Genomic DNA, 12749 nt, shown 5'->3' with positions numbered 1-12749 from the left:
AGCCGGTGCCCTGAACCGTCAGGGACCACTCCTCGACTACCGGTCGACTGGAGGACACCTTATGGTCGCCATCCGCTTCCCGCTCGCTCGTCTCGGCGGCAAGGCGCTCGCCGCGGCGTTGCTTGCGAGCGCGCTTCTGCTCGGCAGCGCCTTCGCCCAGGACCCCGCCCCGGTCACGGGAGGCACCCTCACGGTCGCCATCACGGCCGACCCGCCCGGTTGGGACCCGACGGCCTCGACCTCGCAGGAGATCCCGCGCGTCGTGTACAACAACGTCTTCGAGGGCCTCGTCAAGTTCGACCGCACAGGCGCCATCGTGCCGGGCCTCGCCGAGTCGTACGACATCAGCAGCGACGGCCTCACCTGGACGTTCCACCTGCGCCAGGGCGTGAAGTTCCACGACGGCAGCGCCTTCACGGCGGCCGACGTCGTGGCCAAGTTCGAGCGCGCCCGCGACCCAGAGTCCGGTCACACCCACCCAGAGTACTACGCGGCCATCGCAGGCATCGCGGCGCCCGACGACCACACCGTCGTCTTCACGCTCAGCCAGCCGAGCCGCGGCCTGCTGTACAACCTCGCGCGGCCCGACTCGATCATCTACCCAGCCGCGAAGGCCGACACGCAGCGCTCGCAGCCCATCGGCACGGGCCCCTTCAAGTTCGCCTCCTACACGGAAGGCAGCGAGGTCGTGCTCGAGCGCAACGCCGACTACTACGTCGCCGGCGTGCCGTACCTCGACAAGGCCGTCTTCAAGATCATCGGCGATCCCAACACGCGCTTCGCGGCGCTGCAGGCCGGCGACATCGACCTGACCGGCGTGACCTCCGAGCAGTACCTCGTGCTGGGCGGCAACCCCGAGCTCAAGGGCACCGAGGGCACCATGACCACCGAGATCACGGTGGCCATGAACAACACCCGCGCGCCGTTCGACGACGTGCGCGTGCGGCAAGCCATCACCATGGCCATCGACAAGCAGGCCATCGTGCAGGGCGCCTTCTTCGGCCTCGGTACCGTGATCGGCTCGCACATGAGCCCGTCCGAGCCCTACTACATCGACCTCTCCGGCACGTACCCGTACGACCCGCAGCGCGCCAAGGAGCTCCTCGCCGAGGCCGGCTACGCCGACGGCTTCACCATCCACTTCGAGCTGCCCGAGCCGTACAACATCGAGCGCCGTAGCGGCGAGGTCGTGGCGCAGATGCTGCGCGAGGTCGGGATAAACGTCGAGCTCAGCGTCGTCGAGTGGGGCACCTGGATCCAGCGCATCTTCCTCGGTGGCGACTACGACATGACGATCATCGGGCACTCCGAGCCCCGCGACATCAACGTCTACGCCAACCCCGGCTACTACTACCATTACGACAACCCGCGCATCGGCGAGCTCCTCGGCGAGGCGGACGCCGCCGGCAGCACCGAGGCCGAGACGGCCGCCTACCAGGAGATCGCCAAGGTCATCGCGAACGACGCGGTGAACGTCTGGCTCTTCTCGCCGCCCGTCCTGATGGCAGCCAAGCAGAACGTCTACGGCTTCTGGACCGACCAGCCCACGCCGGCCATCGACGTGACCGAGGTGTTCAAGACGAACTGAGCCTCGGGCGTTCCTTGCAGCCGAACGCTCCCGCTAGCCCGCGCGTCGGGCGGTGCCCTCCGCGGCGCCGCCCGACCGCGCCTCTGAACCCTCGCGCCGCGCCGCGCGAGCCGCTCGACGCCCACGCCCAGGAGACCCGAGCAACCCGATGCTGGCCTTCGCCGTCAGACGCTTCCTCACCGCCATCGTCAGCGTGTGGCTGGCCAGCCTCGTCGTCTTCTCTGCGATCGTGGCCATCCCGGGCGACCCGGCCGAGATCATCCTCGGGCTCAACTCCAGCCAGGAAGCGCGCGCTGCCCTGCGCACGAAGCTCGGGCTCGACGTGCCGGCGCCCCGCCGCTACGTGGCGTGGCTCGGCGGCGTGCTCAGGGGCGACTTCGGGGAGAGCCTCAACTACCAGCAGCCCGTCGCCAAGCTGATCGGCGGTCGGCTGAAGGTGAGCGTGCCCCTGTCGTTGGGCGCGGCCCTCGTCGCCACGCTGCTCGCCATCCCGTTGGGCATCCTGGCGGCGGTGCGGCGCGGCACGTTCGTCGACCCGCTCGTCGTGGCGCTCTCGCAGCTTGGCGCAGCCATACCCGGCTTCTGGCTCGGGCTCATCTTCATCCTCTACTTCGCCGTCGAGCTGCGGCTCTTCCCGGCGGGCGGCTTCACGCCGTTCGCCACCGACCCCGCCAAGTGGTTCAAGAGCCTCGTCCTGCCCATGCTGGCGCTCGGCCTCGGCCAGGCGGCCGTCATGGTGCGCATGACGCGCGCCGCCATGCTCGAGGTCCTCAACCAGGACTTCGTGCGTACCGCCCGGGCCAAGGGGCTCGGCCGGCGCAGCGTGGTGCTCAAGCATGCGTTGCGCAACGCCATGGTCACCATCATCACGATCCTCGGCCTCTCCCTCACGAACGTCTTCATCGGCTCGATCGTCATCGAGCAGGTGTTCGCGCTGCCCGGCATGGGCCGGCTGGCGATAACGGCCATCGGCACGCGCGACTTCCCCCTGCTCCAGGGCGAGATCCTCGTGTACGCGGCCACCATCGTCTTCCTCGGCTTCCTCGTCGACCTCTCGTACGGGCTCCTCGACCCGCGCATCCGGTACTCCTGATGGCCGGGCGAGGCGCGCGTTTGGCGGGGCGCGGCAACCTGATAGTGGGAGCGGTGCTCGTAGGCGTCGTCGCTGCGGCCGCGCTCCTGAGCTTCGCCTGGCTGCCTACCGACCCGCTGAAGATGGACTTCGTGAGCCAGCTCAAGCCGCCCTCGGGCAAGTACCTCCTCGGCACCGACCACTTCGGCCGCGACCTGCTCTCGCGCGTACTCGTCGGGGCGCGCTCCACGCTCTACGTCGGCTTCATCGCCGTCGGCCTCGCCCTGAGCGTCGGGGGCTTCCTCGGCGCCGTCGCCGGCTTCCTCGGCGGCGTGCTCGACGAGGTCGTCATGCGTCTCGTCGACGTGGCGTACGCCTTCCCTGCCATCCTGATGGCGCTGCTCCTCGCCGCCGTCTACAAGCCCGGCACCCTGACAGCCATGGTCGCCATCGGCATCGCGTCGGTGCCGATCTTCGCGCGCATCGCCCGCTCGAGCGTGCTCAGCCTGAAGGAGCGCGACTACGTCGAGGCCGGCCGCGCGCTCGGCGTGCGGAGCGGCCGGCTCCTGCTGCGCCACATCCTCCCGGGCGCACTGGGGCCACTGATCGTGCAAGCGAGCCTCAGCCTCGCCGTGGCCGTTCTGGCCGAGGCGGCGCTCTCGTTCCTCGGCCTCGGGACCCCGCCGGACGTGCCGAGCTGGGGCAACATGCTGCGCGAGGCGCAAGGCTTCATGGCCATGAGCCCCTACCCCGCCCTCGTGCCCGGCCTCGCCATCGTGTGGACGGTCCTCGGTTGGAGCCTCCTAGGCGACGGGTTGAGGGACCTGTGGGACCCGCGGGCATGACGCGTTAGGCAACCGCCCAAGACAGTTAGGCGCCCCTCCTCGGGCGGCCGGCCTGCGTCCGATGACGAATCCGAGCCGCGCGCACCGAGCTTTGTCGCGCTCCGGCTGTAACGAGCGTGTTACCCGGAGGCATGAAACATGAGAGCCCCATAAGGGAAAACCAGCTCGGGAGGAAAGATCATGGCCAGCAAGCCACCCTCGGTCAACATCATCGCAGCTGACGAGAGCTACCACCGCTTGGTGCAGGAAGCTCTCGACCAGGTCACGGCGTCCCCGCCGAGGTGGCAGGCGGCCGCGGCACAGCTGGTTCTCGACTTCCCCCTGACCTGGGCCATGACGCGCATGACCGACATGAACAGCGTGGAGCGCGCCAAGACGGTGGTCGTCACCCAAGGCAGCCACCCCGCCTACCTCGACATGTTGGCGAGCCACCACGTCTCGGGCGTCGTCGAGGTCGGCGACATGCGCATGCTGGTGGCCGGCATCTACGCGGCGGCTTCCTCGCTGAAGACGTACCAGTGGCGCAGCGGCCTGACGTACATGGAGCTGCGAGTCACGAGGTTGCTCCTCCAGGGTCTCGACACCGCGGCCAGCGCCGACCACCTGCGCGTGGCGCAGAAGACCGTCAACGCGCACGTCTCGAACATCCTCAGCAAGCTCGGCCTCGAGTCGCGCACTCAGTACCTGGCGGCGCTCGTCGCCCATCACCCTGCCGTCCCATAGGGCGGGCTCCCAGAACGCCGGTCGCGGCTGGGCTGCTCCCACGGCCCGGCCGCGACCCTTTTCCGACCGGCCGAGCGTGGCTGTGTTCGGCCAACCCGCCTCGGTCGGCACTAGGAGCCGACGTCAGTGGGAACAGAGCGGCTACTTCGAGCCCCGAGTCTCCCACCACGCCGCCAACGCCTCCGCCAGCAGCCGCGCCGCGAGGAGCGCGCTCCTGCCGGTCGGGTCCAACTCGGGCGCCAGCTCCATGAGGTCCATGCCCACCACGCGGTTGCGGGCGAACGTAGCGGTCACGAGGTCGCGCAGCTCGCCGTAGGTAAGGCCCTCGGGCTCGGGGCTGCCGGTGCCGGGCAGCTCCGCGGCGTCCAGCGCGTCGACGTCGACGCTCAGGTAGACGTCGACGCCCCGCGGCAGGCCCTCGACCGCCTCCGCGAGCCCGGCGCGCACGGCGCGCGCGCCCAGGAGCTTGTGCCCGCGTGCACGAGCGGCGCGGAAGGCTTCGGCGTCGGCGCGGACCCCGCGCAGCCCGACGACCGTGATGTGCTTCAGGCCAGGCAGGGCCTCGACGGCGCGCCTGAACGGACTGGAGTTCGCGTAGCGCGTGGCGTTGCGCGCCTCCGAGTAGTCGAGGTGGGCGTCGAGCTGCACGACGTGCAGCTCGCGCACGTCGTCGAACGCCCGCAGGAGCGGATAGCTCACCGAGTGGTCGCCGCCCACGAACACGGGCAACCCGACGGCCGCGCGCAGCGCTCGCGCGGCCGCGGTGATCCTGTCGTGGCTGACCGCCGTCTCCAGCTGCGCCACGTCGACGTCGCCGGCGTCCACCAGCCGCGCGCCCGCCAGACGGAACGTGTCCGTCTCCTGGTCGTAGAAGCCCTCGGGCGGCAGCACGTACCGGCCGCTGGCGGCGCGTAAGGCGGCCGGGGCGAAGCGCGCGCCCGGCCTGAAGCCGACGGCGAAGTCGAAGGGCACACCGAGGAGGCCCACGTCGTAGCCGACCGGCGCCAGGCCCGGCCGCCCGGAGCCGGCGTCGCCGGAGCGCGCGCCTTCCGGCGCGGCCAACTCGGCCAGCTCGGCCACCGGCACGAACGGCGCCTTGAAGAACGTGGCGGGCCCAGTGAACGGCAACTCCGTGTGCCGGGCGCCGCTCACGCGAGCTCCACGCCGGCGGCGACCACCGCGGCCAGGAGGCCGCCGTCTGCCAGGGTCGAGTGGACGGCCTCCAGGTCGGGCTTGAGGTAACGGTCGTGGCCCAGGTGCGGCACGCGCTCGCGGATGTGCGCGTGGGCGGCCGCCGCGCCCCTACCGGGCACGAGGGGCGCCCTGAAGTCGAGCCCCTGCGCCGCCGCGAGCAGCTCGACGGCGATCACGTAGCGCGCGTTGCGCAACACGGACCCCAGCTTGCGGCAGGCGTGGGCGCCCATGGAGACGTGGTCCTCCTGGTTGGCGCTCGTGGGGATGGAGTCCACGGAAGCCGGGTGGGCCAGTACCTTGTTCTCGCTCACGAGGGCCGCGGCCGTGTACTGCGCCACCATCAGGCCGGAGTCGAGGCCGCCGTGCTCGGTCAGGAAGCCGGGCAGGCCGGACAGAGCCGGGTTGACGAGCTGTTCGACGCGCCGCTCCGAGATGTTGGCCAGCTCCGCGACCGCGATGGCGGCGTAGTCGGCGGCCAGCGCCAGGGGCTGACCGTGGAAGTTGCCGGCGCTGATGACGCGCTGGTGGCCGTCGTCCGTGACGATCAGGGGGTTGTCCGTCACGGAGGCGAGCTCCGTCTCGACGACCTCGCGCACGTGCGCGAGCGCCCCGCGCGTGGCCCCATGGACCTGGGGCACGGCGCGCAGGGAGTACGGGTCCTGCACGCGGTCGCAGTCGGCGTGGGAGAGGACGACCTGAGAGTCGGCCAGGATGGCGCGCATGTTGGCGCTCACGGCGAGCGCCCCCGAGTGCGGGCGCAGGCGGGTGACGGCCGGGTCGAACGGGGCGTGGCTGCCCAGGAGCGCCTCGATGGTCATCGCGGCGGCCACGTCGGCCGCCGCGGCGAGCCGCTCGGCGTCGAGCAGCGCCAGGGCGAGGAGCGCGGTCATCGCCTGCGTGCCGTTGATGAGCGCGAGCCCCTCCTTCGCCTCGAGCGTGAGCGGCTCGAGACCGACCCGCGCGAGGGCGGCGGCGCCGGGCAGGCGCTCCCCCTCGACCTCGGCCTCGCCCTCGCCGATGAGGACGAGCGCCATGTGCGCGAGCGGCGCCAGGTCGCCGGAGGCCCCGACCGAGCCTTGCGACGGCACCACCGGGTGGACACGGCGCTCGAGGAGCTGCGCGAGCAGGGCAACGACGGCGGGGCGCACGCCCGAAGCGGCGTGCGCCAAGGACTGGGCGCGCAGGAGGAGCATGGCGCGCACGACCTCGGGTGGGAACGGCTCGCCGACGCCGACGGCGTGGGAGAGGAGGAGGTTGCGCTGCAACGTCCTCACGTCGGCCGGGCCGATGCGCGTCGTCGCGAAGCGCCCGAAGCCGGTGGTCACGCCGTACGCCGTGTCGCCGCGCGCGAGCAGCGCGTCGACGAACGCGCGGTTGGACGCGAGCCGCTGCTCGACGGCGGGCGGCAACACCACGCGCCAGTCGCCGCGCGCCACGCCCTCGAGCGCCGCCAGGGTCAGCTCGGAACCGAGCTGAAAGGTCTTGGTCAAGCCTCATCGCCTCCCAACCGTGCCAACAGCGAGCGCAAACGCGCCGCCAGCTCCCCGGCCTCCGCCGCGCGGCGGCGCTCCTCTGCCACGACCTCGGCAGGCGCGTTCGCCACGAACTTCTCGTTGCCCAGCTTGCGCTCGGAGCGCAGGCGCTCCTCCTCGAGGCTCGCGAGCCGCTTCCGCTGCCGCGCGAGGTACTCGGTCACGTCGACCTGACCGGCGAGGGGCAGGCGCACCTCGAGCCCGGGCAGGGCGCTCGTGAGGCTCGGACCGGCGTCGGCGGCGCGGGGCTCGGGCCGCGCGCGCGCCACGGCCTCGAACACGGCCGCCTCGCGCTCGATCAGGGCCGCCCCCTCACCAGCCACGCTCACGACGAGCCGCGCGGTGGGCGACAGGTCGGCCTCGCTGCGCAGGCTGCGTACCGCCTGGATCGCCCCTTGCAGGCGCGCGAAGTCGTCCTCGGCCGCCTGGTCGACCAGGCTCTCGTCGCCGCGCGGCCATTCGGCGAGGGCGAGCTGGCCCTCGTGCCCCAGGGCCGCGTACAGCTCGGACGTCACGAACGGCATGAGGGGGTGCTGCATGGCGAGGACGGCCTCGAGCACCCGCCTCAGGGTGGCGCGCGTCGCCTCGTCCGCCTCCTTGAGGGCCGGCTTGGCCGCCTCGAGGTACCAGTCGCAGAACTCCGACCAGGTGAAGTCGTAGAGCGCGCGCGTGGCGGCCCCGAGGTCGAAGGCCTCGAGCGCATCCGTCACGACCCTAATCGTGCGTTGCAGGCGGCTCAAGATCCACCGGTCGGCCAGCTTGACGGGGCGCAACGCCCCCCCGTCGTCTCGCGGGCTCTCGCCTTGGAGGTTGAGGAGGGCGAACCGGGCGGCGTTCCAGAGCTTGGTGGCGTAGTTCCTGCCCATCTCCACGCGCCGGTCGTCCCAGCGCACGTCCTGCCCGCCCGTGCTCGCATACCCCATCGCGAAGCGCAGGGCGTCCGCGCCGTGCTGCTCGATGACCTGGAGCGGGTCGATGCCGTTGCCCTTCGACTTGGACATCTTCTGCCCGTTGGCGTCGAGCACGAGGCCGTGCAGCACCACCGTGTCGAACGGCTTGCGGTCCGTGAACTGGTAGGCGGCGAGCTCCATGCGCGCGACCCAGAAGAACAGGATGTCGTAGCCCGTGACGAGGACGCTCGTCGGGTAGAACTTCAGGAAGAACGGGTCCGCCTCGTCGGGCCACCCCAGGGTGCTGAACGGCCAGAGGTTGGAGGAGAACCACGTGTCGAACACGTCCTCGTCCTGCCGCAGCTCGATGCCGGCGTAGCGGGGGTCGTCCGTGGGGTCGAGGTCGGGCCGGTCCACGGGCGGCACGTAGACGTTGCCGTCCGCGTCGTACCAAGCGGGGATGCGGTGGCCCCACCAGAGCTGGCGAGAGATCGTCCAGTGGCGCAGCTTCGCGAGCCAGTCCTTGTTCACCTTCGCGTAGCGCTCGGGCACCACCGCGATCTCGCCGGCCTCCAGCCCGGCGAGCGCGCGCGCCGCGATGGAGTCCGTGTCGTAGAACCACTGCAAGGACAGGATGGGCTCGACGGGCTCGCCCGTGCGCTGCGACAGGCCGAGGGCGATGGCGTGATCGCGCTCCCCTCGCAGGTGACCGCCGGCGGCGAGCAGCGCCACGACCTCGGCGCGCGCCTCGAAGCGGTCGAGGCCGCGCAGCTCCTCCGGCACCAGCTCGCCGGCCAGGCGCGCGTCCAGGTCGATGACGCTCGGGCGCGGGAGGCCGTGCCTCTCGCCGATCTCGAAGTCCGTCGGGTCGTGCGCCGGCGTGATCTTCAACGCGCCGGTGCCGAAGCCGAGCTCCACGGCCTCGTCGAGGATGATCGGAACGTAGCGGTCCGTGAGGGGGATGCGCGCGCGCCGCCCCACGAGGGCCGCCGCGCGCGGGTCGTCCGGGTGGAGGGCCACGGCCACGTCCGCGAAGATCGTCTCGGGGCGCACGGTGGCGATCGTGATCTCGCCGTCGTGGCCTCGCCCGTCGGGTGCCTGGAGCGCGTAGGCCAGCTCGTAGAGCTTGCCCGGCCGCTCCTCGCGGTCGACCTCCAGGTCCGAGAGGACCGTCCGGCTGACCGGGTCCCAGTTGACGATGCGTTCGCCGCGGTAGACGAGCCCTGCGTGGTAGAGCTCGACGAACTGGCGGCGGACGGCGCGCGACAGGCCCTCGTCCATTGTGAAGCGGGCGCGCGTCCAGTCGGCGCTGACGCCGAGGCGCTGGAGCTGCTCGAGGATGATCCCCCCGTAGCGCTCTTTCCACTCCCAGACGCGCTCGAGGAACGCCTCGCGCCCGAGCTCCCGGCGGCTCGTCCCCTCCTTGCGCAGCGCCTTCTCGACCTGCACCTGCGTGCTGATGCCGGCGTGGTCCGTGCCGGGCTGGAACAGCGCCTCGAACCCCTGCATGCGCTTGAAGCGGATGAGGACGTCGATGATGGTGTTGTCGAAGGCGTGCCCCAAGTGCAGGTTGCCCGTGACGTTGGGCGGCGGGATGACGATGCAGAAGGGCGGCTTGGCGCTGCGCGCGTCGGCGGCGAACGGCTCGCGCGCCCAGCGCTCCGCCCAGCGCGCTTCCAGCGCGGCCGGGTCGTAGCGGCTCGGCAGGTCGTCGGCTTGGATGAGCTCGGCCATGGACTCCTCCGTGTCCGGGCGCTCGTGGCGCCCGCCGGAGGGGCATCGGGTTACGAGAACGCCCCGTCCGGCTCGTTGCGGACGAGGCACGTGCGTGACCCCGCGGTACCACCGCATTTCCCCCGCGCCGCGGGGGCACTCTAGGTCGCTGCTCTCAGGCGCGGCAGCCCGCGGGGGCGCCGGGCACGCGCTGGCTTCTCCAGGCCGGCCCACTACCCCAGGGCGGCGAACCGCCCGACGGGCGACGTTCGGCGCTCGCTCCCGGTCCGCGCTCGCACCCGGCAAAGCGCCGGCACGGACTCTCTGGCGGGGCGGGTGCGCCTACTCTTCCCGCTGCCAGGATGATAGCACCGGCCCGGCGAGCTCACCCGGCCGTCAGGGACGGCCCGGGTATTCACCGACGGCCCGACTCACCCCACCATGGGTAGGGCGTTCTGCGACTGGATGCTGATCTGCCCAGCCGTCAGCCGCGCCGCGCGCCGCAGCTCGATCGAGCTGGCGTTCTCGGGGTCCGAGACGACGATCGGCACGCCGCCGTCGCCGCTCTCGCGGAGCCTGCGCGTGATGGGGACGCGGCCGAGCAGGGGCAGCCGCTCGCTCTCGGCCCAGCCGGCGGCCCCGCCCTCGCCGAAGATGTAGTCGCGGGTGCCGTCCGGCAGCGCGTAGTAGCTCATGTTCTCGATCACCCCCAGCACCGGGATGTGCGTCTTACGCGCCATCGTGTAGGCGCGCTTGACGTCGACGAGCGCCACCGCCTGCGGGGTGGTGACGAGCACCATGCCCGTGACCGGCACGAGCTGGGAGAGCGAGAGCTGCACGTCGCCGGTGCCGGGCGGCAGGTCGACGATCAGGTAGTCGAGCTCGCCCCACACCGTCTGCTTCAGGAGCTGCGTGAGGGTGCCGTGGAGGATGGGGCCGCGCCACGTGAGCGCCTGGCCGTCCTCGACCAGGTTGGCGATCGAGATGACCTTCACACCGTGGTTGCGCAGGGGGAGGATGTGCTTCTCGTCGTCCGCCATGAGGCGCTTGCCCTCGACGCCGTACATCTTGCTCTGGCTCGGACCGTAGATGTCGGCGTCGAGCAGGCCGACCTGCGCCCCCTCGAGGTGCAGGGCGGCCGCCAGGTTGGCCGCCACGGTCGACTTGCCCACCCCGCCCTTGCCCGAGCCGACGGCGATGACGTTGCGCACCCCCGGCAGCGGCATCTGCGCCGGTCCGCGGACCTTGGAGCCGAAGACTATCTCCACGGCGGTCGCGCCCGTGTGCCTAGCGACGGCCGTGCGCACGTCCTGTTCGATCTTCGCCTTGAGGGGGCAGGCGGGCGTCGTGAGGGTGATCTGGAGCTTGACGGCGTCGCCGTCGACGGCGACGGAGTCCACCATGCCGAGGGTGACGAGGTCCTGGTTGAGTTCCGGATCGTTGACGCCCTTGAGGGCCTCGAGTACGCGGTCGCGAGTGACGTCCATGCTGAGCAAGAGCGTACCAGCGTGAGTGGGCGGGTGGCTGCCGCGCACTTTACCCAAGTCGCCTTGTGACCCATGGGCGGCGCGGCTATACTCACAGGCGCGTGGAACAAACGGGTCGCTTCCAGCGCAACCAGGAGCTCAGGCGCGACGGCGATGTCGTCACGAACGTCGGCGTCGACGTGGTGACCGGACTACCGGTCCTCGTCTACGACTTCCCGGGCTCCCCCACGCTCACCCCCGGTCAAGCCGAGCTCGACGGTATCCCGGCCGTGCTCGCGGCCTCCGCCGCCGACGGTCGCGGCTGCCTCGTGGTGGCGTACCCGAACGACGCTACGCTCGTCGCTCCGGGCGAGAGCGTGATAGACGACAAGTTCGCGCTGCGCGCCGCCACCATCCTGCGCGATGCGGCGAGGCGCGGCATCGCGCATGGCGACCTCGGGCCTGGGCGCTTCCTCTGGTCGGGCGGCGCCCTCTACCTCGAAGGGTACGGCGTCCCCTGGCGCCCAGGCCTGCCCGTGCCTCAGAAAGGCGCTCCCGTGCCGGCGGCGCTCACCGCGGCGCTGCAAGCCGACCTACGCAACGCCGTCAAGGCGCTCGCGCAGCTGGGCGAACGGACCTTGAGCGCCGAGGTCATGGCCGTACTGCGCGCGGCGGCGGCCGGCTCGAGCAACACCGACGCCGGCGGCCTTCAAGCCACGCTCAGACGGCTCGCCGGCGGCGCCGTCACGGTCCCGTCGGCCGGCTTCGCCGACATCGTGCTACCGACCACCTCGGGCACCCAACCCGCCAGGTCGGGCTCTCCCGAGTTCGACGCGCTCGAGTTCCCGTCGGAGGGCCCGCCCTCCGGCTCGCCGCCGCGTCCGGAGACCCGCACGCCGCCTGTCGTCCGGTCGGACGACGTCCTGAACCTCGATTTCGCCGGCGAGGACGGCGACCCCGACCAGGCGGGCGACCTATGGACCGCCCCCACGCGAACGCCCGCCCGAGGCACGCCGACCCCTAGGGTTCCGCCCGATCAGCCGCCCGCGCGACCGGCCGAAGAGCCGAGCCGACCGGCTTCGCAAGGGGGCCGCCCGACGCCATCGGAGCCGGACCCCATCACCGTCCTGAGCGACCCGGGCACGCGCCCAGCGGCAACGGGCAAGCCGAGACCGGCGGAGCCGCGACCGCGGGGGAGCGAGGGCGAGACCGGCTTCGTGAAGCACCTCCCACCCGGCGCTACCTACCGGCCAGGCACGCTGGACGACGCCCCGCGACCCGCGCCCATCCGCGTGACCGACACGTTCTCGCCCGTGATCCGCAGGCGCTCGTGGCGCGGCCCCGCGCTGCTCGTGCTCTTGGTGCTCCTCGTGGCCCTCGGGACGTTCCTTGCCCTGAGGGCCCAACGCGCCAGCAACCTCGGTCAGGTCGGAGCCGGCGCCGTCAGGCACCTCGTCGACGTGCGCGTCGACCCGACCAACCTGCCGCCCGTCAGCCTCGTGGTGGACGCGAGCCCGGACGGCTCCGGCTACAAGCCCGGCACGATCATCGGCTCGGTACCCCGGCGCGTCGCCTTCGACGCCAACGGCGCCTGGGTCGTGCACGCCCAGTTCCAGGGGCGCTCAAGCGAGCACGTCACGCTGCACGTCCCCGACGACGTCGTGATCACGCTCTCCTTCCCGGAACCGACACCGCCGGCGCCGTGACGGCCGCCGCGGCGTCGCCG

The 12749-nt window shown here is 71.8% G+C and carries 9 protein-coding genes; 5 read left to right on the top strand and 4 right to left on the bottom strand.

Annotated elements, in window-relative coordinates:
• Nucleotides 1-61 precede the first annotated feature (61 nt).
• The 4 genes from M9914_01145 to M9914_01130 all read left to right on the top strand — a co-directional run bounded on the left by M9914_01145 (nucleotide 62) and on the right by M9914_01130 (nucleotide 4228).
• Nucleotides 62-1588: an ABC transporter substrate-binding protein gene (locus M9914_01145; protein ID MCO5172776.1), complete on the top strand. Its 1527-nt coding sequence runs from the start codon at nucleotides 62-64 to the stop codon at nucleotides 1586-1588.
• Nucleotides 1589-1736: 148 nt separating this feature from the next.
• Nucleotides 1737-2681, top strand: coding sequence for an ABC transporter permease (locus M9914_01140; protein ID MCO5172775.1), 945 nt, complete (start codon nucleotides 1737-1739; stop codon nucleotides 2679-2681).
• The gene (locus tag M9914_01135) at nucleotides 2681-3505 is read left to right on the top strand and encodes an ABC transporter permease (protein MCO5172774.1); all 825 of its coding nucleotides are present in this window, start codon (nucleotides 2681-2683) and stop codon (nucleotides 3503-3505) included. Before M9914_01140 ends, M9914_01135 begins: the two co-directional genes overlap by 1 nt.
• Nucleotides 3506-3685: 180 nt before the next feature.
• Nucleotides 3686-4228 carry a helix-turn-helix transcriptional regulator gene (locus M9914_01130; protein ID MCO5172773.1) on the top strand — a complete coding sequence of 181 codons (543 nt, stop codon included), beginning with the start codon at nucleotides 3686-3688 and terminating at the stop codon, nucleotides 4226-4228.
• 141 nt (nucleotides 4229-4369) lie between these two features.
• On the opposite strand, the gene M9914_01125 is transcribed toward M9914_01130, so the two are convergent.
• The 4 genes from M9914_01125 to M9914_01110 form a co-directional block, all read right to left on the bottom strand.
• Nucleotides 4370-5380, bottom strand: coding sequence for an arginase family protein (locus M9914_01125; protein ID MCO5172772.1), 1011 nt, complete (start codon nucleotides 5378-5380; stop codon nucleotides 4370-4372).
• Complete coding sequence (hutH, locus tag M9914_01120) at nucleotides 5377-6912, bottom strand: histidine ammonia-lyase (protein ID MCO5172771.1); 1536 nt, start codon at nucleotides 6910-6912, stop codon at nucleotides 5377-5379. Before hutH ends, M9914_01125 begins: the two co-directional genes overlap by 4 nt.
• Nucleotides 6909-9578, bottom strand: a complete 2670-nt coding sequence (locus M9914_01115; GenBank protein ID MCO5172770.1) for a valine--tRNA ligase — start codon at nucleotides 9576-9578, stop codon at nucleotides 6909-6911. The genes hutH and M9914_01115 overlap by 4 nt, the downstream gene beginning before the upstream one ends.
• A gap of 410 nt (nucleotides 9579-9988) precedes the next feature.
• Nucleotides 9989-11044, bottom strand: a complete 1056-nt coding sequence (locus M9914_01110; protein MCO5172769.1) for an Mrp/NBP35 family ATP-binding protein — start codon at nucleotides 11042-11044, stop codon at nucleotides 9989-9991.
• A gap of 101 nt (nucleotides 11045-11145) precedes the next feature.
• Between M9914_01110 and M9914_01105 the strand changes: the two genes are divergently transcribed.
• Nucleotides 11146-12729, top strand: a complete 1584-nt coding sequence (locus M9914_01105; protein ID MCO5172768.1) for a hypothetical protein — start codon at nucleotides 11146-11148, stop codon at nucleotides 12727-12729.
• Nucleotides 12730-12749: the final 20 nt, after the last annotated feature.

The sequence above is a fragment of the Trueperaceae bacterium genome (genome assembly GCA_023954415.1).
Taxonomy (GTDB): Bacteria; Deinococcota; Deinococci; order Deinococcales; family Trueperaceae; genus JAAYYF01.
Note: the sequence above shows the minus strand (reverse complement) of the source record. Positions and strands in the feature narration are given on the sequence as shown.

Excerpts from the sequence above, each read along its gene's own strand:
- M9914_01145 (MCO5172776.1), top strand. The coding sequence starts at position 62 with ATGGTCGCCATCCGCTTCCCGCTCGCTCGTCTCGGCGGCAAGGCGCTC.
- M9914_01140 (MCO5172775.1), top strand. The coding sequence starts at position 1,737 with ATGCTGGCCTTCGCCGTCAGACGCTTCCTCACCGCCATCGTCAGCGTG.
- M9914_01135 (MCO5172774.1), top strand. The coding sequence starts at position 2,681 with ATGGCCGGGCGAGGCGCGCGTTTGGCGGGGCGCGGCAACCTGATAGTG.
- M9914_01130 (MCO5172773.1), top strand. The coding sequence starts at position 3,686 with ATGGCCAGCAAGCCACCCTCGGTCAACATCATCGCAGCTGACGAGAGC.
- M9914_01115 (MCO5172770.1), bottom strand. The coding sequence starts at position 9,578 with ATGGCCGAGCTCATCCAAGCCGACGACCTGCCGAGCCGCTACGACCCG.
- M9914_01110 (MCO5172769.1), bottom strand. The coding sequence starts at position 11,044 with ATGGACGTCACTCGCGACCGCGTACTCGAGGCCCTCAAGGGCGTCAAC.